This window comes from Pseudomonas oryzicola (genome assembly GCF_014269185.2).
In the GTDB taxonomy this organism is placed as follows: Bacteria; Pseudomonadota; Gammaproteobacteria; order Pseudomonadales; family Pseudomonadaceae; genus Aquipseudomonas; species Aquipseudomonas oryzicola.
On the sequence record NZ_JABWRZ020000001.1, the window covers coordinates 1,949,866 to 1,968,587 of the forward strand.

Genomic DNA, 18,722 nt, shown 5'->3' on the forward strand with positions numbered 1-18,722 from the left:
CACTTATAAAGAACCCGGCCCTCGTTTCGAGGGCCGGGTTTTTTCATGGGCTGAGGAGTGAGGGATGACGTTGCGCGGAACGGGCAGGGTGCTGGCATGCATGGCGGTGTTGCTGTCGCCGCTGGCCATGGCGGCAGGCAAGTGTGAGCGCCTGGTAGCCACTGGCAGCCCCGATGCGCCGCCCTATTCATGGCAAGACCCGAACGACCCGAAGCACCTGATCGGTGCCAATGTCGACCTCCTGCGCCAGGCCGCCGGCGAGTTGGGGCTGAAGCTGGAGGTGCTAAGTGCCGGCCGTCGTGACCAGGCGCTGGAAGAAGTGCGCAGCGGGCGCATGGACCTGTTGCTCGACACCCCCATGCAGGTGGAGCAACTGACCGCGCTCGACTACATTCACCCACCTCTGCAGCTCAACGAGTACCTGGTGTGGACCCGTCACGATGCCGGGCTGGCCTTCGATGGCCCGGCGGACCTGGCCAGGTACCAGGGCAGTTTGTCCGAGCATGCACGGCTGACACCGGCCTTCAGCGCTTTCGTCAAGACGCAGCTGAAGCTGGTGCCAGCGCAGAACCTGACCCAGGCATTCCAGAAACTGGTGCTTGGTCAGGTCGACTATGTACTCGCGGGCCGCTATGCGGGCATGGCGATGGTCCAGAGCCTGGGCATGAGCAACCAGTTGATTGCTCGAGGCATGCCGGTGGATCGGCCGGGGCTGTATTTGGCCGTGTCGCATAATTCCGCCTGCAATGACAGCTGGCTGCGTGGGCAATTGGCAAAAAAACTGACAGAATTGCCGATCTCCGGTGCGTCCGAGGCCGCGCTGCAGCGCAATGTCGAGCGCTGGAAAGCGCAACTGCAAGTGCCGTCGGACGCCCCCAAAAACTAGGAAGATTGCGTGAGAACCCAACCACTAATCCTTGCCCTGGCCGTATTCGGCCTGGCTGGCTGCGCCAACGATCCGGCCCCTGTCGAGCAGATGCGCATTTCCGAGCAGGCACTGGAGCAGGCCAGGGCCGTCGGGGCTACCGAGCAGGTCGAAGCGCTCAAGCTGGCCGAAGACAAACTGGCCCGGGCCAAGGCCAACATGCTCACCGAAGATTACCGCGATGCGCGCATGCGGGCCGAACAGGCCGAGCTGGATGCGCGCCTGGCCGAAGCCCAGGTGCTGAACCAGAAGAGTGAAGAGCAGTTGCAGTTGCTGCAGTCCCGGGTCAAGCGCCTGCGCAAGCAGCTGGAGGTGCAGCCATGATCCGCCGTACACCATTGGCGGCGCTGGCAGTGCTGGCGTTGGCGGTAGGTTTGCAAGGTTGCGCCAGCCAGCGCAGCAGTGCAGCGCTGGGTGATGCCAGCGCTGCCTTCCAGAAGGTCAAGGATGACTCCGATGTGCTGCGCAGTGCCCCGCGTGACGTGATTCGCGCAGGTGAGTCGCTGGCCCGTGCCGAGCGCCTGTCCAGCTACATTGGCACCGGTGCCGACGTGCGCCATTACGCCTATCTCAGCCAGCGCTACAGCGAGATTGCCAGCGAGCATGCCAAGCTGGCGCTGAACCAGGAGCGCCAGGCCAAGCTCGACCTGGAGCGCCAGCGCCTGCAACTGGCCCTGCGTGAGGCCAAGCTGGCCAGTGTGCAGCAGCAGGGCAAGTGGATCGAGTCGCAGATCGCCGCGCTGGCCTCGGAGCAGACCGATCGCGGCCTGGTGATGACCTTGGGGGATGTGCTGTTCGACACTGGCCGTGCCGACCTGAAGAACTCGGCCAGCCGCACCGTGCTCAAGCTGGTGCAGTTCCTTCAGCTCAACCCACGCCGGGTGGTACGGATCGAAGGCTATACCGACAGCACCGGCACTGCCGAGGACAACCTGAAGCTGTCGCGTGACCGGGCGCAGGCCGTGGCTGACATGCTGGTCGACCTGGGTATCGACGAGAAGCGCCTGCAGGTCGAGGGGTATGGCGACCAGTACCCGATCGAGGCCAATGCCTCGGAGCGGGGCAGGGCGCAGAACCGCCGGGTGGAGATCGTGTTCTCCGATGACAAGGGCAGGCTCGCGCCAGCGCGCTGAATCGTGTGAAGGGGGGCGCTTTGCGGCCCATCGCCGGCAAGCCAGCCCCCAAGGAGTTGTACAGAGTTCGATCCCTGTGCAATTCCTGTGGGGGCTGGCTTGTCGACGATGGGCTGCAAAGCAGCCTCGGCTTTTCGTCGACACCCTCGGATTTCTGTGTTTTATCACTGTCATGCAACTGTATTGTTGACTATCCTGCGATCTGTCCCAGTACACTTTGCAACTGTTACGGTATTCTCTACCCTCAGTGAGCGACACAAGAACAACGAGTCCGTCCGCGCGTCGAGAGCCAGCCATGACCAACCTGCTGCTGTACCAGCGTATCGCCCAGCAACTGGCCGATGACATCCGTCGCGGTGTCTACCAGCCAGGCGAGCGTGTACCTTCGGTGCGCAAGATGAGCGCCCAGCTCAACGTCAGCCATGCCACGGTGCTGCAGGCCTATGCCAACCTCGAAGACCAGGGGTTGATCCGTGCGCGGCCGCAGTCCGGCTACTACGTGCACCAGACCCCGGCCCTGACCGCGCAGACGCCGGACATTGCCCGCGTGGAGCGCCCCGGCCTGGTGACCCGCGCCAGCATCATCCAGCAAGTACTGGCCGAGGCGCGCCGCGATGGTGTGTTCGCGTTCGGTGCCGCCGTGCCGCATGTCGATTACCTGCCGGTGCGTGCCTTGCATCAGCAGCTCGCCAAGGTGACACGCTTTCACAGCCCACGTGCCTTCAGCTACATGTTCAGCCCCGGTTTCGAGCCGCTGCGCCGGCAAATCGCAATTCGCATGCGCGATGCTGGCGTGCTGGTCGACCCGCGTGAAGTGATCGTGACCCATGGGTGCGTCGATGCGCTACAGATGTCGTTGCGCGTGCTGACCCGCCCCGGCGACCTGATCGCCGCCGAGTCGCCCACCTATTACGGCCTGCTGCAACTGGCTGATCTGTTGGGCCTGAAGGTGATCGAGATCCCCAGCGACCCGTCCACCGGCATCAGTCTCGAGGCTTTGCAACTGGCGGCCAACCAGTGGTCGATCAAGGCGCTGGTACTCACGGCACGGCTGAGCAACCCACTGGGCGGCACTGTGCCGGAAGAGCGGCAGAAGCAGTTGCTGCGCCTGGCATCGGATTTCGATATCCAGATCGTCGAGGACGACATTTACGGCGAGTTGATGTTCGAGCAGGGCAAGACCAAGGCGCTGAAGGCGTTCGACCGGTTGGACCGGGTGATCTACTGTTCGAGCTTTTCCAAGACCTTGTCCCCAGGGGTGCGCGTTGGCTGGATGATCGCCGGGCGCTATCAGGACGAAATCCAGCGCCTGCAAACCTTCACCACCCACTCGGCGTGCAGTGTGACGCAGATGGGGGTGGCGGCCTACCTGGAGAATGGCGGTTACGACCGCCACCTGCGTTACATCCGCCAGGAGTACCGCAAGAACCTCAGTGCCTACCAGTTGGCGGTGCAGCAACACTTCCCCGAGGGCACCCAGATGACGCGGCCGACGGGCGGGTTTATCCTGTGGGTGAGCCTGCCAGGGCGGGTCAATACCCAGGAGCTGCATGTACGCGCGCTGGAGCAGGGTATCAGCATCGCACCGGGGCTGATTTTCAGTAATACCGAACAGTTCAACCACTGTATCCGCCTTAATTGCGGCATTCCGTGGAACAAGGAAGCCGAGCGCGCGGTGATTACCCTTGGCCTGCTGGCCCAGCAGTTGTGTCGTGAGCCGGCGGCCGCGCTTTTGTAGGCTTGCCACGCGCCTGCCGAACAGGGAGCATACGCACTTTTCCTGCCAGTCTGTCCATTTGCCATGAATGCTTTGCGCCGTTTTGCCTTGATCTTGTGCCTTGCTCCGCTCTGCTACCTTGGTGCAGGCCAGGCTGCGCAGCCGGCAAGCCAGGCGCAGGCGGCCCAGGGCAAACCCGCGCACAAGGCGCAGGCCAGGCCCGTGCAGAAGCCAGTGGCAAAGAAGGCCGTCACCAGCAAGGCCAGGCCGGCCGGCAAGCCAGTGAGCAACGCCGTTGCCAAGCCGCTGCCCAAGGCCAGGCTCGACCTCAGTCTGCCGGCCGATATGGTCGACAAGCTGCAGCCGGAGGTGGGTAGCCCTTCACCGACCCAGCGACGCCAGCCCTTGCTGCCGCCGCTGTTCACGGAAAAGCCGGAGACCGACGACAGCCCGTTCCAGCTTAATGGTCGGTTGATCAACAACGAGATGCAGCTGCAGCTGCGCAATGACAGCCGTCGCGAAGTGGAAGGGGCTGCCATTGATTTCGAGTACCGTCAGTAGCTGCCAAACTGACTGCTGGGTCATGGCAGATTTCATCATGCCAGCAATTTCAAACGCCTGTTTGAGGGGTTACTATCCAGGGACGCTCGTCCCGTTTTGTTCCAGGGAGTCCTGATTTTGGTCAATAGCCATGAAATGCCGTGAGGGTTGTGGTGCCTGCTGCATTGCCCCGTCCATCAGCTCTGCGATGCCGCGCATGCCGAATGGCAAGCCGGCCGGCGAGCGCTGCCTGCACCTGACCGTCGACAACCTCTGTGATCTGTTCGGCAAGCCCGAGCGGCCCGCAGTGTGTGGCGGTTTCCAGGCGGATGTCGAGGTGTGCGGCAATGACCGTGACGAGGCGATCAGGATTCTTGGCTGGTGGGAGCAGATGACGGCGGCGTGAAGGCTGGATCGTCGACAACAAGGATAAACATGATGAGATCGTTCAAGCGTATTGCACTGCTGTGTGGCCTGGGTGTTCTGCTGTCCCCTGCGGCCTGGGCCGAGAACTGGCAGGTGGCCAAGGACGAGGAGGGGATCAAGGTATCGCTCAGTGAAGTGGCCGGTTCCAAATACAAGGCGTACCAGGGCGTTACCCTGATCAAGGCGCCGCTGGCGAAGGTGCAGGCGCTGCAGGAGGATGTGGTCGGGGCCTGCGCGTGGATCCACGAATGCAAGATGCAGAAGCTGCTCAAGCAGGAGGGTGGCCAGCTCTGGACCTATACCCAGTTCAATACGCCATGGCCGGTAACCCCGCGTGACTCGGTGCTGCATGTGACCACGGTGAAGGAGGCAGATGGCAGCCTGGTGCGCAACCTGAAGGAAGAGCCGACCTACATCCCGGAAGAGAAAGGCTTTGTGCGCGTAGCGAAGGTCGAAGGCTTCTGGAAGCTGGTGCCCAAAGGGGATAGCACGGAAGTGACTTATCAGGTGCACACCGAGCCGGGTGGTAGCGTGCCGGCGATGGTGGCCAACAAGTTCGTGGTCGATGCGCCGTTCAATACCCTGAAAGCGTTGCGTGAGCGGGCCGAGAAAAACTGAGGCATTGTGTCACTTGTGCCGGTCTCTTCGCGGGTAAACCCGCTCCCACAGGTATCCCGCAATCTTCCGGGCCTCTGGGGTCCCTGTGGGAGCGGGTTTACCCGCGAAGAGGCCGGCACAGATGAATAGAAAAGGCTGCCCGAGGGCAGCCTTTTTGCGTTCGGCCAAGGAAGCTTACTTGCGGTCCTGCAGCGCAACGATGTCGCGCTTCTGTTCGCCGGTGTACAGCTGGCGCGGGCGGCCGATCTTGTACGGGCTGGAGAGCATTTCTTTCCAGTGCGAGATCCAGCCCACGGTACGTGCCAGAGCGAAGATCACGGTGAACATGCTGGTCGGAATGCCGATCGCCTTGAGGATGATCCCCGAGTAGAAGTCGACGTTCGGGTACAGCGAGCGCTCGATGAAGTACGGATCGGTCAGGGCGATCTCTTCCAGGCGCATGGCCAGTTCCAGCTGCGGGTCGTTCTTGATGCCCAGCTCGCGCAGTACTTCGTCGCAGGTCTGTTTCATCACGGTGGCACGCGGGTCGCGGTTCTTGTACACGCGGTGACCGAAGCCCATGAGCTTGAACGGGTCGTTCTTGTCCTTGGCCTTGGCGATGAACTTGTCGATGTTCGAGACATCGCCGATTTCATCGAGCATGGTCAGTACCGCTTCGTTGGCACCGCCGTGGGCCGGGCCCCACAGTGCGGCGATACCGGCGGCGATACAGGCGAACGGGTTGGCACCCGACGAACCGGCCAGGCGCACGGTGGAAGTGGAGGCGTTCTGCTCATGGTCGGCGTGGAGGATGAAGATCCGGTCCATCGCCTTGGCCAGCACCGGGCTGATCGGTTTGATCTCGCACGGGGTGTTGAACATCATGTGCAGGAAGTTTTCCGCGTACGACAGGTCGTTGCGCGGGTACATCATCGGCTGGCCCATGGAGTACTTGTAAACCATCGCGGCCAGGGTCGGCATCTTGGCGACCAGGCGTACCGCGGAAATCTCGCGGTGCTGCGGGTTATTGATGTCCAGGGAGTCGTGATAGAACGCCGACAGGGCGCCGACCACGCCGCACATTACCGCCATCGGGTGGGCATCGCGGCGGAAGCCGTTGAAGAACGACTTCAGCTGCTCGTGAACCATGGTGTGGTTCTTCACGGTGCTGACGAACTGGGCCTTCTGCTCGGCATTCGGCAGTTCGCCGTTGAGCAGCAGGTAGCAGGTTTCGAGATAGTCGGACTTTTCGGCGAGCTGCTCGATCGGGTAGCCGCGGTGCAGCAGGATACCCTTGTCGCCGTCAATGTAGGTGATCTTCGACTCGCACGAGGCAGTCGCCATGAAACCAGGGTCGAAGGTGAAGTGACCAGTGGCCCCCAACCCGCGGACGTCGATTACATCAGGACCAACGGTGCCGGTTAAAATGGGCAGCTCGACGGGGGCAGCGCCCTCGATGACCAACTGCGCTTTTTTGTCAGCCATGTGGCCTCCTATTAATGCTTGAAATCATCAGACAGACCCCCCACGCAGGGCCCGCACCACTATAGAGGGATAAATTCAGATGTCAATTTGCCTAAAGGCTTGTTGAAACAGGCATTGAGGCCTGGTTTTTCGCGAAATTCTCGCCCATTTACGCCTTTTGTCCATTAAAGGCAATGCGCTATTTGGGCTACCCCGTCACGTTGTCATAAGCAGCCTAACTGTCTATACTCGCAACCCGACCGCCAGGGGCTTGCAAGCCCGAACTGCTGGGGGTCGCCGTTCCCTGGGTGGTGGGTACCTGACCAGTACACTTACCAACAACTTTGCCCTGATTCGCTAGGGGCTCTTCAGTGTGAAAAAAGCCGTGAAAAGCCAACGACCTGTAAACCTAGACCTAAGGACCATCAAGCTCCCCGTCACTGCGTACACGTCCATCCTGCACCGTATCTCCGGCGTCATCCTGTTCCTCGGCCTTGCCATCATGCTTTATGCACTGGGCAAGTCGCTGGGTTCCGAGGAAGGCTTCGGTGAGGTGAAGGCGTGTCTGACCAGCCCGCTGGCCAAGTTCGTGACCTGGGGCCTGCTGTCCGCCCTGCTTTATCACCTCGTGGCAGGTGTGCGTCACCTGATCATGGACATGGGTATCGGTGAGACGCTGGAAGGCGGCAAGCTGGGCTCGAAAATCGTGATCGTCATCTCCGTGGTGCTGATCGTTCTGGTGGGAGTTTGGGTATGGTAACCAATGTCACGAACCTGTCGCGTTCGGGTCTCTATGACTGGATGGCGCAGCGCGTCTCTGCGGTCGTTCTCGCGGCTTACTTCCTCTTCCTGATCGGCTACGTGGTCGCCCACCCAGGCATCGACTACACCCAGTGGCATGGTCTGTTCTCCAACAACGCGATGCGGATCTTCAGTCTGCTGGCCCTCGTTGCCCTGGGCGCTCACGCCTGGGTCGGCATGTGGACCATTGCGACCGACTACCTGACGCCAATGTCGTTCGGCAAGTCGGCAACTGCGATTCGTTTCCTGTTCCAGGCGGTATGCGGCGTTGCGATGTTCGCTTACTTCGTCTGGGGTGTGCAGATTCTCTGGGGTATCTGATCCATGGCTAGCATTCCAACCATTTCTTTCGACGCCATCATCATCGGTGGCGGCGGTGCCGGCATGCGCGCTGCGCTGCAGCTGGCTCAAGGCGGCCACAAGACTGCCGTGGTCACCAAGGTCTTCCCGACCCGTTCGCACACTGTATCCGCCCAGGGCGGCATCACCTGCGCCATCGCTTCGGCCGACCCGAACGACGACTGGCGCTGGCACATGTACGATACCGTCAAGGGCTCCGACTACATCGGTGACCAGGACGCTATCGAATACATGTGTCAGGAAGGCCCGGCTGCGGTCTTCGAGCTGGACCACATGGGCCTGCCGTTCTCGCGTACCGAAACCGGTCGTATCTACCAGCGTCCGTTCGGTGGCCAGTCCAAGGACTTCGGTAAAGGTGGCCAGGCCGCCCGTACCTGCGCCGCTTCCGACCGTACCGGTCACGCGCTGCTGCACACCCTGTACCAGGGCAACCTGAAAGCCGGCACCACCTTCCTCAACGAGTACTACGCCGTAGACCTGGTGAAGAACCAGGATGGCGCATTCGTGGGTGTGATCGCAATCTGCATCGAAACCGGCGAAACCCTGTACATCAAGTCCAAGGCCACCGTACTGGCCACTGGCGGTGCCGGCCGTATCTACGCCTCCACCACCAACGCCCTGATCAACACCGGTGACGGCGTGGGCATGGCTCTGCGTGCCGGTGTACCGGTGCAGGACATCGAAATGTGGCAGTTCCACCCGACCGGCATCGCCGGCGCCGGCGTACTGGTCACCGAAGGTTGCCGCGGTGAAGGTGGCTACCTGATCAACGCCCACGGCGAGCGCTTCATGGAGCGTTACGCGCCGAACGCCAAAGACCTGGCCGGCCGCGACGTGGTCGCCCGTTCCATGGTCAAGGAAATCATCGCCGGCAACGGCGTGGGCCCGAACAAGGACCATGTACTGCTGAAGCTGGACCACCTGGGCGAGGAGGTGCTGCACAGCCGCCTGCCAGGTATCTGCGAACTGTCCAAGACCTTCGCCCACGTCGACCCTGTGGTCGCGCCGGTACCGGTCATCCCGACCTGCCACTACATGATGGGCGGCGTTGCCACCAACATTCACGGCCAGGCCATCACCATGGACGCCGAAGGCAACGACCAGATCATCCCAGGCCTGTTCGCCGTAGGTGAAGTGGCGTGCGTATCGGTGCACGGTGCCAACCGCCTGGGCGGCAACTCGCTGCTCGACCTGGTGGTGTTCGGCCGTGCTGCCGGCCTGCACCTGGAAAAGGCGCTGACCGAAGGCGTGGAATACCGCGACGCCAGCGACACCGACGTCGATGTTGCCCTGAACCGCCTGAACAAGCTGAACGAGCGCACCACTGGTGAAGACGTTGCCAGCCTGAAGCGCGAGCTGCAGAGCTGCATGCAGAACTACTTCGGTGTATTCCGTACTGGCGAATACATGCAGAAGGGTATCGAGCAGCTGGCCGGTCTGCGTGACCGTATCGCCAACGTCAAGATCAATGACAAGTCCAAGGCCTTCAACACCGCGCGTATCGAGGCACTGGAGCTGCAGAACCTGCTGGAAGTCGCCGAAGCTACCGCCATCGCGGCCGAAGCCCGTAAAGAGTCCCGCGGCGCTCACGCCCGTGAAGACTACGAAGACCGTGACGACGAAAACTGGCTGTGCCACACCCTGTACTACCCGGGTGAGAAGCGCGTCGCCAAGCGTGGCGTCAACTTTGCGCCGAAGACTGTTCCAGCCTTCGAACCAAAAGTCCGGACTTACTGAGGGTGGCCGCTATGTTGCAAGTCGAAGTTTATCGTTACAACCCGGACACCGATTCCGCGCCGAAAATGCAGACCTTCCAGGTCGATACCGGTGGCAAGGACCTGATGGTGCTGGACGTACTGGCGCTGATCAAAGAGCAGGACGAAGGGTTCTCCTACCGTCGTTCGTGCCGTGAAGGCGTCTGCGGTTCCGATGGCATGAACATCAACGGCAAGAACGGCCTGGCCTGCATCACCCCGCTGTCGGCGGTGGTGAAGGGCAACAAGCTGATCCTGCGTCCGCTGCCGGGTCTGCCGGTCATTCGTGACCTGGTCGTCGATATGAGCATCTTCTACAAGCAGTACGAGAAGGTGAAGCCGTTCCTGCAGAACGACACGCCGGCGCCGGCTATCGAGCGCCTGCAGTCGCCGGAAGACCGCGACAAGCTGGACGGTCTGTACGAGTGCATCCTGTGTGCCTGCTGCTCGACTTCCTGCCCGTCGTTCTGGTGGAACCCGGACAAGTTCCTGGGCCCCGCTGCACTGCTGCAGGCCTATCGCTTCCTGGCCGACAGCCGCGACACCAAGACCCAGGAGCGCCTGGCGTCCCTGGATGACCCGTTCAGCGTATTCCGCTGCCGTGGGATCATGAACTGCGTCAACGTTTGCCCTAAAGGTCTGAACCCGACCAAGGCAATCGGTCACGTACGTAACATGCTGCTGCAAAGCGGCACCTGATACAAAGCGTTGTACCTGCAGTAAGCCGAGGTGCGGGTGGTGAGCCCGCACTGAGGTAAAACCCGAACAAGGGCCCACAAAGCCTGCGTTCATTACCTATGAAGATATGAGACCAGCAGGGGCTTTCCGGGCTGGTACCCGGAAAATCAGCAGGATCCTAGTGGCGTGGTTCAGTCGCTGTATTCGGACTTTTCCAGGTTTGCTGTGGCTCTCGCCGATCAGTCCCCTAACCGAGGGTGACCAAGCATGCAAGAAAGCGTGATGCAGCGCATGTGGGAAAGCGCCCACCTTTCAGGTGGTAACGCTGCATATGTGGAAGAGCTTTATGAGCTCTACCTGCACGACCCTAACGCTGTGCCAGAAGAGTGGCGCACCTACTTCCAGAAGTTGCCCGCCGACGGCAGCACCGCTACCGATGTATCGCACTCGACAATCCGCGACCATTTCGTACTGCTGGCAAAGAACCAGCGCCGCGCCCAACCGGTATCTGCCGGGAGCGTGAGCAGTGAACACGAGAAGAAGCAGGTTGAAGTTCTGCGACTGATCCAGGCCTATCGTATGCGCGGCCATCAGGCTGCCAAGCTCGACCCGTTGGGGTTGTGGCAGCGTCCTGCGCCTGTAGACCTGTCGATCAATCACTACGGCTTGACCAATGCCGATCTTGATACGACCTTCCGTGCCGGCGACCTGTTCATCGGCAAAGAGGAGGCGAGCCTACGCGAGATCTTCGAGGCGCTCCAGAAGACATATTGTCGCACCATTGGCGCCGAGTTCACCCATATCGTCGACTCCGAACAGCGCAGCTGGTTCCAGCAGCGCCTGGAAAGCGTGCGCGGCCGTCCGGAGTTTTCCGCCGACGTGCAGGCCCACCTGCTCGAGCGCGTGACCGCCGGTGAAGGCCTGGAGAAGTACCTCGGCACCAAGTACCCGGGCACCAAGCGTTTCGGCCTCGAAGGCGGCGAAAGCCTGATCCCGATGCTGGACGAAATGATCCAGCGCTCCGGTTCCTACGGCACCAAGGAAGTCGTGATCGGCATGGCCCACCGTGGCCGCCTGAACGTTCTGGTCAACACCTTCGGCAAGAACCCGCGCGAGCTGTTCGACGAGTTCGAAGGCAAGAAGATGAACGAGCTGGGCTCCGGTGACGTCAAGTACCACCAGGGCTTCTCCTCGAACGTGATGACCCCGGGTGGCGAAGTGCACCTGGCCATGGCGTTCAACCCGTCCCACCTGGAAATCGTCTCGCCCGTGGTCGAGGGTTCGGTGCGCGCCCGTCAGGACCGCCGCAACGACACCGTTGGCGACAAGGTGCTGCCGATCTCGATCCACGGCGATGCCGCATTCGCCGGCCAGGGCGTGGTCATGGAAACCTTCCAGATGTCGCAGACCCGCGGTTTCAAGACCGGCGGCACCGTGCACATCGTGATCAACAACCAGGTCGGTTTCACCATCAGCAACCCGCTGGACGCGCGCTCCACCGAGTACGCCACCGACGTTGCCAAGATGATCCAGGCGCCGATCCTGCACGTCAACGGCGACGACCCGGAAGCCGTGCTGTTCGTGACCCAGCTGGCCATCGACTACCGCATGCAGTTCAAGCGTGACGTGGTCATCGACCTGGTCTGCTACCGTCGTCGCGGCCACAACGAGGCCGACGAGCCGAACGGCACCCAGCCGCTGATGTACCAGCAGATCAGCAAGCAGCGCACCACCCGTGAGCTGTACGCCGATGCACTGATCCAGGCCGGCCGCATCGATGCCGAACGCGCCCAGGCCAAGGTCGACGAGTACCGCAGCGCGCTGGACAACGGCCTGCACGTGGTGAAGAGCCTGGTCAAGGAGCCGAACCGCGAGCTGTTCGTCGACTGGCGTCCGTACCTGGGCCATGCCTGGACCGCGCGTCACGACACCCGCTTCGACCTCAAGACCCTGCAGGAACTGTCGGCCAAGCTGCTGGAGATCCCGGAAGGCTTCGTCGTGCAGCGCCAGGTCGCCAAGATCTACGAAGACCGCCAGAAGATGCAGGCCGGTGGCTTGCCGATCAACTGGGGTTATGCAGAGACCATGGCCTACGCCACCCTGCAGTTCGAAGGTCACCCGATCCGCATGACCGGCCAGGACATCGGCCGTGGCACCTTCTCGCACCGTCACGCGGTGCTGCACAACCAGAAGGACGCCAGCACCTACGTACCGCTGAAGAACCTGTTCCCGGGCCAGCCTCAGTTCGAACTGTACGACTCCTTCCTGTCGGAAGAAGCGGTACTGGCCTTCGAATACGGCTACTCGACCACCACGCCGAACGCGCTGGTGATCTGGGAAGCCCAGTTCGGCGACTTCGCCAACGGTGCGCAAGTGGTGATCGACCAGTTCATCACCAGCGGCGAGCACAAGTGGGGCCGCCTGTGCGGTCTGACCATGCTGCTGCCACACGGTTATGAAGGGCAGGGCCCGGAGCACTCCTCCGCGCGTCTGGAGCGTTACCTGCAGCTGTGCGCCGAGCACAACATCCAGGTCTGCGTACCGACCACCCCGGCGCAGATCTACCATCTGCTGCGTCGCCAGGTCATCCGTCCGCTGCGCAAGCCGCTGATCGTCCTGACGCCGAAGTCGCTGCTGCGCCACAAGCTGGCCGTGTCGACCCTCGAGGACCTGGCAGAAGGCTCGTTCCAGACCGTGATCCCGGAAATCGACAGCCTCGATCCGGCCAAGGTCGAACGCCTGATCCTGTGCGGCGGCAAGGTTTACTACGACCTGCTGGAAAAACGCCGTGCCGAAGGCCGCGAAGACATCGCCATCGTGCGTATCGAGCAGCTGTACCCGTTCCCGGAGGACGACCTGGTCGAAATCCTGGCGCCTTACACCAACCTCAAGCATGCGGTCTGGTGTCAGGAAGAGCCGATGAACCAGGGCGCCTGGTACAGCAGCCAGCACCACATGCGCCGCATCCTGGGCCGCCACAACAAGGCACTGGTCCTGGAGTACGCCGGCCGCGACGCTTCTGCCGCGCCAGCCTGTGGTTACGCTTCGAAGCACGCCGAACAGCAGGAAAAACTGCTGCAAGACGCCTTCACTGTCTAACGCCTTCGCGCACCTGAAACCGAATTTAAGGAAACACTGATAATGGCTATCGAGATCAAAGCCCCAACCTTCCCGGAATCGGTCGCCGATGGCACCGTTGCCACCTGGCACAAGCAGCCGGGCGATGCCGTCAAGCGTGACGAGCTGATCGTCGACATCGAGACCGACAAGGTCGTCCTGGAAGTACTGGCTACTGCCGACGGCGTACTGGGCGCCATCGTCAAGGGTGAGGGCGACACCGTCCTGTCCGACGAAGTGCTGGGTTCGATCGTTGAGGGCGGTGCTGCCGCCGCTGCTCCAGCTGCCGCTCCGGCCGCCGCTGCTCCGGCTGCCGCTGCTGCCGACGCTGGCGAAGAAGACCCGGTTGCCGCCCCGGCCGCGCGCAAGCTGGCTGAAGAAAACGGCATCGACCTGGCCAGCGTTTCCGGCACCGGCAAAGGTGGTCGCATCACCAAGGAAGACGTCGTCGCTGCCGTCGCCAACAAGAAGTCGGCCCCTGCTCCGGCGGCCAAGCCGGCTGCTGCTGCCGCTGCTGCCCCGGTTGTGGTTGCCGCCGGCGACCGCACCGAGAAGCGCGTGCCGATGACCCGCCTGCGTGCCAAGATCGCCGAGCGTCTGGTCGAAGCCCAGTCGAGCATGGCCATGCTGACCACCTTCAACGAAGTCGACATGACCGAAGTCATGGCCCTGCGTTCGAAGTACAAGGACCTGTTCGAGAAAACCCACAACGGCGTGCGCCTGGGCTTCATGTCGTTCTTCGTCAAGGCCGCTACCGAAGCCCTGAAGCGCTTCCCGGCGGTCAACGCCTCGATCGATGGCAACGACATCGTCTACCATGGCTACGCCGACGTCGGCGTTGCCGTGTCCAGCGACCGTGGCCTGGTGGTACCGGTACTGCGTAACGCCGAGTCGATGAGCCTGGCGGAAATCGAGAACGGCATCGCCACCTTCGGCAAGAAGGCCCGTGACGGCAAGCTGGCCATCGAAGAGATGACCGGCGGCACCTTCACCATCACCAACGGTGGTACCTTCGGCTCGATGATGTCGACCCCGATCGTCAACCCGCCGCAGGCCGCCATCCTCGGCATGCACAACATCATCCAGCGCCCGATGGCCATCAACGGCCAGGTCGTGATTCGCCCGATGATGTACCTGGCGCTGTCGTACGATCACCGCCTGATCGACGGCAAGGAAGCGGTAACCTTCCTGGTCACCATCAAGAACCTGCTGGAAGACCCGTCTCGCCTGCTGCTGGACATCTAATCGCGCAGCTGCAAGCGGCAAGCGGCAGGCTTCAGTTCGAAGCCTGCCGGCCTTGCGGCTTGCAGCTTGTCGCTTGAAGCTGAAAAAAGGAATCTTTTATGACCCAGAAATTCGACGTAGTGGTGATTGGTGCAGGTCCTGGCGGCTATGTGGCTGCCATCAAGGCCGCACAACTTGGTCTGAAGACTGCCTGTATCGAAAAATACACCGACGCCGAGGGCAAGCTGGCCCTGGGCGGCACCTGCCTGAACGTAGGTTGCATTCCTTCCAAGGCGCTGCTGGACAGCTCCTGGAAGTACAAGGAAGCCAAAGAGAGCTTCAACGTCCACGGTATCTCCACTGGCGAAGTGAAGATGGACGTCGCCGCGATGGTTGGCCGCAAGGCTGGCATCGTCAAGAACCTGACCGGTGGCGTTGCCACCCTGTTCAAGGCCAACGGCGTGACCTCGATCCAGGGCCACGGCAAGCTGCTGGCTGGCAAGAAGGTCGAAGTCACCAAGGCTGATGGCACCACCGAAGTCATCGAAGCCGAGAACGTGATCCTGGCTTCCGGCTCGCGCCCGATCGACATTCCGCCGGCTCCGGTCGACCAGAACGTCATCGTCGACTCCACCGGCGCCCTGGAATTCCAGGCCGTGCCGAAGCGCCTGGGCGTTATCGGTGCTGGCGTGATCGGCCTCGAGCTGGGCTCGGTATGGGCGCGCCTGGGTGCTGAAGTCACCGTGCTGGAAGCGCTGGACACCTTCCTGATGGCTGCCGACACCGCCGTGTCGAAAGAAGCCCAGAAGACCCTGACCAAGCAAGGCCTGGACATCAAGCTGGGCGCGCGCGTCACTGGCTCGAAAGTCAACGGCAACGAAGTCGAAGTGACCTACACCGACGCCAACGGCGAGCAGAAGATCACCTTCGACAAGCTGATCGTCGCGGTCGGCCGTCGCCCGGTGACCACCGACCTGCTGGCTGCTGACAGCGGCGTGACCATCGACGAGCGTGGCTACATCTTCGTCGACGACTACTGCGCCACCAGCGTGCCGGGCGTCTACGCCATCGGCGACGTGGTACGCGGCATGATGCTGGCCCACAAGGCCTCGGAAGAGGGCATCATGGTGGTCGAGCGCATCAAGGGCCACAAGGCTCAGATGAACTACGACCTGATCCCGTCGGTCATCTATACCCACCCGGAAATCGCGTGGGTCGGCAAGACCGAACAGGCCTTGAAGGCCGAGGGCGTTGAGGTTAACGTGGGCACCTTCCCGTTCGCGGCCAGCGGCCGTGCGATGGCTGCCAACGACACCGGTGGTTTCGTCAAGGTCATCGCCGATGCCAAGACCGACCGCGTTCTGGGTGTACACGTGATTGGCCCATCGGCTGCCGAACTGGTGCAGCAGGGCGCAATCGCAATGGAATTCGGCACCAGTGCCGAGGATCTGGGCATGATGGTCTTCAGCCATCCGACCCTGTCCGAAGCGTTGCATGAAGCAGCGCTGGCTGTGAATGGCGGCGCCATTCACGTGGCCAACCGTAAGAAGCGTTAATTATAAGAAACCACGGCGGGCTGCCCGTCGTGAGTCTTGCGTGCATGACTCACCGCGGAAAGTCCGCCGGACCGGATCACACGGGAAAACCCGGGGTCAACGGTCACAGGTGGTGCGGCGCCAGTAATGGCGCAGCGCCGAAGCGCAGTACCTAACGAAGACGGTAAAAAGCATGAATCTTCACGAGTATCAGGGTAAGCAGCTGTTCGCTGAATACGGCCTGCCAGTTTCCAAGGGTTTCGCTGTCGATACCCCTGAGCAAGCTGCAGAAGCCTGCGACAAGATCGGCGGGAACGAGTGGGTGGTAAAAGCCCAGGTTCACGCGGGTGGTCGCGGCAAGGCGGGCGGCGTCAAGCTGGTTCGCAGCAAAGAAGACGCCAAGGCGTTCGCTGCACAGTGGTTGGGCAAGAATCTGGTTACCTACCAGACCGATGCCAACGGTCAACCCGTCTCCAAGATTCTGGTCGAATCCTGCACTGACATCGCCAAAGAGCTGTACCTGGGCGCTGTAGTCGATCGTTCGAGCCGCCGTATCGTGTTCATGGCTTCCACCGAAGGTGGCGTGGACATCGAGAAAGTCGCTCACGAAACCCCTGAAAAGATCCTCAAGGCCACTATCGATCCGCTGGTCGGCGCGCAGCCGTTCCAGGGTCGTGAACTGGCGTTCCAGCTGGGTCTGGAAGGCAAGCAAGTTCAACAGTTCGCCAAGATCTTCGTAGGCCTGGCCAAGCTGTTCAAGGATCACGACCTGGCGCTGCTGGAAGTGAACCCGCTGGTGATCAAGGCCGATGGCGACCTGCACTGCCTCGATGCCAAGATCAACATCGATGCAAACGCCATGTACCGTCAGCCGAAGCTGAAAACCTTCCACGACCCGTCGCAGGACGACGCCCGTGAAGCCCACGCTGCCAAGTTCGAACTGAACTACGTTGCCCTCGAAGGCAACATCGGCTGCATGGTCAACGGTGCCGGCCTGGCCATGGGTACCATGGACATCGTCAACCTGCACGGCGGCAAGCCGGCCAACTTCCTCGACGTTGGTGGTGGTGCTACCAAAGAGCGCGTTACCGAAGCGTTCAAGATCATTCTGTCCGACAGCAATGTCGCGGCCGTTCTGGTCAACATCTTCGGCGGCATCGTTCGCTGCGACATGATTGCCGAAGGCATCATCGGTGCAGTGAAAGAAGTCGGCGTCAAGGTTCCGGTCGTCGTTCGCCTCGAAGGCAACAACGCCGAACTGGGCGCTAAAGTACTGGCAGAAAGCGGTTTGAACATCATTGCGGCAACCAGCCTGACCGACGCTGCTCAACAAGTTGTCAAAGCTGCGGAGGGCAAGTAATGAGCGTCCTGATCAATAAAGACACCAAGGTCATCTGCCAGGGCTTCACCGGCTCGCAGGGTACTTTCCACTCCGAACAGGCCATCGCCTACGGCACCAAGATGGTCGGCGGCGTAACCCCAGGCAAGGGTGGCACCACCCACCTGGGCCTGCCAGTGTTCAACACTGTGAAAGAAGCTGTGGAAGCTACCGGCGCTGACGCTTCGGTCATCTACGTTCCGGCTCCTTTCTGCAAGGACTCGATCCTGGAAGCAGCCTTCGGCGGCATCAAGCTGATCGTCTGCATCACCGAAGGCATTCCTACCCTGGACATGCTGGATGCCAAGGTCAAGTGCGACGAGCTGGGCGTGACCCTGATCGGCCCTAACTGCCCAGGTGTCATCACCCCGGGCGAGTGCAAGATCGGCATCATGCCAGGCCACATCCACCTGCCAGGCAAGGTCGGTATCGTTTCGCGTTCCGGTACCTTGACCTACGAAGCTGTGAAGCAGACCACCGACGCCGGCTTCGGCCAGTCGACCTGCGTCGGCATCGGCGGTGACCCGATCCCGGGCTCCAACTTCATCGACATCCTGAAGCTGTTCCAGGAAGACCCGAAGACCGAAGCGATCGTCATGATCGGCGAGATCGGCGGTTCGGCTGAAGAAGAAGCTGCGGCCTACATCAAGGCCAACGTCACCAAGCCTGTGGTTTCCTACATCGCTGGTGTTACCGCACCTGCGGGCAAGCGCATGGGCCACGCTGGCGCCATCATCTCCGGCGGCAAGGGCACTGCGGACGAGAAGTTCGCCGCCCTGCAGGACGCTGGTGTGAAGACCGTGCGTTCCCTGGCTGACATCGGCAAGGCCCTGGCCGAGCTGACTGGCTGGGAAGTCAAGAAGTAATACTGCTACACCCCCCACGCGCACAGAGGCCACCTTCGGGTGGCCTTTGTCGTTTCCGGGGGGCTGGGTATCCTTTGCCCGCTTGATCACGGGCAAACCTGCTCCCTGGATTTTTCGATGGGTCTGATAGGGATTTTCGTACAGACGGATGTTTGAGTCCGAGGATAATTCCTGCTGTCCCGATCGCACAGACGACAAACACATACG

At 61.6% G+C, this 18,722-nt stretch carries 17 protein-coding genes; 16 read left to right on the plus strand and 1 reads right to left on the minus strand.

Annotated elements, in window-relative coordinates; translation table 11 throughout:
- Positions 1 to 64: 64 nt before the first annotated feature.
- The 7 genes from HU760_RS08790 (at position 65) to HU760_RS08820 (ending at position 5,359) form a co-directional block, all read left to right on the plus strand.
- Entirely contained in the window at positions 65 to 886 is an 822-nt protein-coding gene (locus HU760_RS08790) for a substrate-binding periplasmic protein (protein ID WP_186674801.1), read from the plus strand.
- A gap of 9 nt (positions 887 to 895) precedes the next feature.
- A complete protein-coding gene (locus tag HU760_RS08795; RefSeq protein ID WP_186674800.1) occupies positions 896 to 1,249 on the plus strand; it encodes a DUF4398 domain-containing protein in 354 nt (117 codons plus the stop codon).
- On the plus strand, positions 1,246 to 2,058 hold the full coding sequence (locus HU760_RS08800; RefSeq protein WP_186674799.1) for an OmpA family protein: 813 nt from the start codon (positions 1,246 to 1,248) through the stop codon (positions 2,056 to 2,058). The genes HU760_RS08795 and HU760_RS08800 overlap by 4 nt, the downstream gene beginning before the upstream one ends.
- Positions 2,059 to 2,353: 295 nt before the next feature.
- On the plus strand, positions 2,354 to 3,796 hold the full coding sequence (locus HU760_RS08805; RefSeq protein WP_186674798.1) for an aminotransferase-like domain-containing protein: 1,443 nt from the start codon (positions 2,354 to 2,356) through the stop codon (positions 3,794 to 3,796).
- 63 nt (positions 3,797 to 3,859) lie between these two features.
- Positions 3,860 to 4,336, plus strand: a complete 477-nt coding sequence (locus HU760_RS08810; RefSeq protein ID WP_186674797.1) for a hypothetical protein — start codon at positions 3,860 to 3,862, stop codon at positions 4,334 to 4,336.
- 130 nt (positions 4,337 to 4,466) lie between these two features.
- Positions 4,467 to 4,721, plus strand: a complete 255-nt coding sequence (locus tag HU760_RS08815; protein ID WP_186674796.1) for a YkgJ family cysteine cluster protein — start codon at positions 4,467 to 4,469, stop codon at positions 4,719 to 4,721.
- A gap of 32 nt (positions 4,722 to 4,753) precedes the next feature.
- Complete coding sequence (locus tag HU760_RS08820) at positions 4,754 to 5,359, plus strand: START domain-containing protein (RefSeq protein ID WP_186674860.1); 606 nt, start codon at positions 4,754 to 4,756, stop codon at positions 5,357 to 5,359.
- 174 nt (positions 5,360 to 5,533) lie between these two features.
- On the opposite strand, the gene gltA is transcribed toward HU760_RS08820, so the two are convergent.
- Positions 5,534 to 6,823: a citrate synthase gene (gene gltA, locus HU760_RS08825; RefSeq protein ID WP_013973445.1), complete on the minus strand. Its 1,290-nt coding sequence runs from the start codon at positions 6,821 to 6,823 to the stop codon at positions 5,534 to 5,536.
- Between the two features lie 352 nt (positions 6,824 to 7,175).
- Here gltA and sdhC point away from each other — a divergent pair, with 352 nt between their 5' ends.
- The 9 genes from sdhC to sucD all read left to right on the plus strand — a co-directional run bounded on the left by sdhC (position 7,176) and on the right by sucD (position 18,515).
- The gene (sdhC, locus tag HU760_RS08830) at positions 7,176 to 7,562 is read left to right on the plus strand and encodes a succinate dehydrogenase, cytochrome b556 subunit (protein ID WP_012315350.1); all 387 of its coding nucleotides are present in this window, start codon (positions 7,176 to 7,178) and stop codon (positions 7,560 to 7,562) included.
- Positions 7,556 to 7,924 carry a succinate dehydrogenase, hydrophobic membrane anchor protein gene (sdhD, locus tag HU760_RS08835; RefSeq protein WP_003254214.1) on the plus strand — a complete coding sequence of 123 codons (369 nt, stop codon included), beginning with the start codon at positions 7,556 to 7,558 and terminating at the stop codon, positions 7,922 to 7,924. Before sdhC ends, sdhD begins: the two co-directional genes overlap by 7 nt.
- A 3-nt stretch (positions 7,925 to 7,927) precedes the next feature.
- A complete protein-coding gene (sdhA, locus tag HU760_RS08840) occupies positions 7,928 to 9,700 on the plus strand; it encodes a succinate dehydrogenase flavoprotein subunit (RefSeq protein ID WP_186674795.1) in 1,773 nt (590 codons plus the stop codon).
- Between the two features lie 11 nt (positions 9,701 to 9,711).
- The gene (locus tag HU760_RS08845; RefSeq protein ID WP_011534752.1) at positions 9,712 to 10,416 is read left to right on the plus strand and encodes a succinate dehydrogenase iron-sulfur subunit; all 705 of its coding nucleotides are present in this window, start codon (positions 9,712 to 9,714) and stop codon (positions 10,414 to 10,416) included.
- 246 nt (positions 10,417 to 10,662) lie between these two features.
- Positions 10,663 to 13,494 carry a 2-oxoglutarate dehydrogenase E1 component gene (locus HU760_RS08850; protein WP_186674794.1) on the plus strand — a complete coding sequence of 944 codons (2,832 nt, stop codon included), beginning with the start codon at positions 10,663 to 10,665 and terminating at the stop codon, positions 13,492 to 13,494.
- A 42-nt stretch (positions 13,495 to 13,536) separates the two neighbouring features.
- Entirely contained in the window at positions 13,537 to 14,757 is a 1,221-nt protein-coding gene (gene odhB, locus HU760_RS08855) for a 2-oxoglutarate dehydrogenase complex dihydrolipoyllysine-residue succinyltransferase (RefSeq protein WP_186674793.1), read from the plus strand.
- A gap of 98 nt (positions 14,758 to 14,855) precedes the next feature.
- Complete coding sequence (gene lpdA / locus HU760_RS08860) at positions 14,856 to 16,292, plus strand: dihydrolipoyl dehydrogenase (protein ID WP_013973439.1); 1,437 nt, start codon at positions 14,856 to 14,858, stop codon at positions 16,290 to 16,292.
- Positions 16,293 to 16,464: 172 nt separating this feature from the next.
- Positions 16,465 to 17,631, plus strand: coding sequence for an ADP-forming succinate--CoA ligase subunit beta (gene sucC, locus HU760_RS08865; RefSeq protein WP_003254205.1), 1,167 nt, complete (start codon positions 16,465 to 16,467; stop codon positions 17,629 to 17,631).
- A complete protein-coding gene (gene sucD / locus HU760_RS08870; protein WP_004376004.1) occupies positions 17,631 to 18,515 on the plus strand; it encodes a succinate--CoA ligase subunit alpha in 885 nt (294 codons plus the stop codon). The genes sucC and sucD overlap by 1 nt, the downstream gene beginning before the upstream one ends.
- Positions 18,516 to 18,722 lie beyond the last annotated feature (207 nt).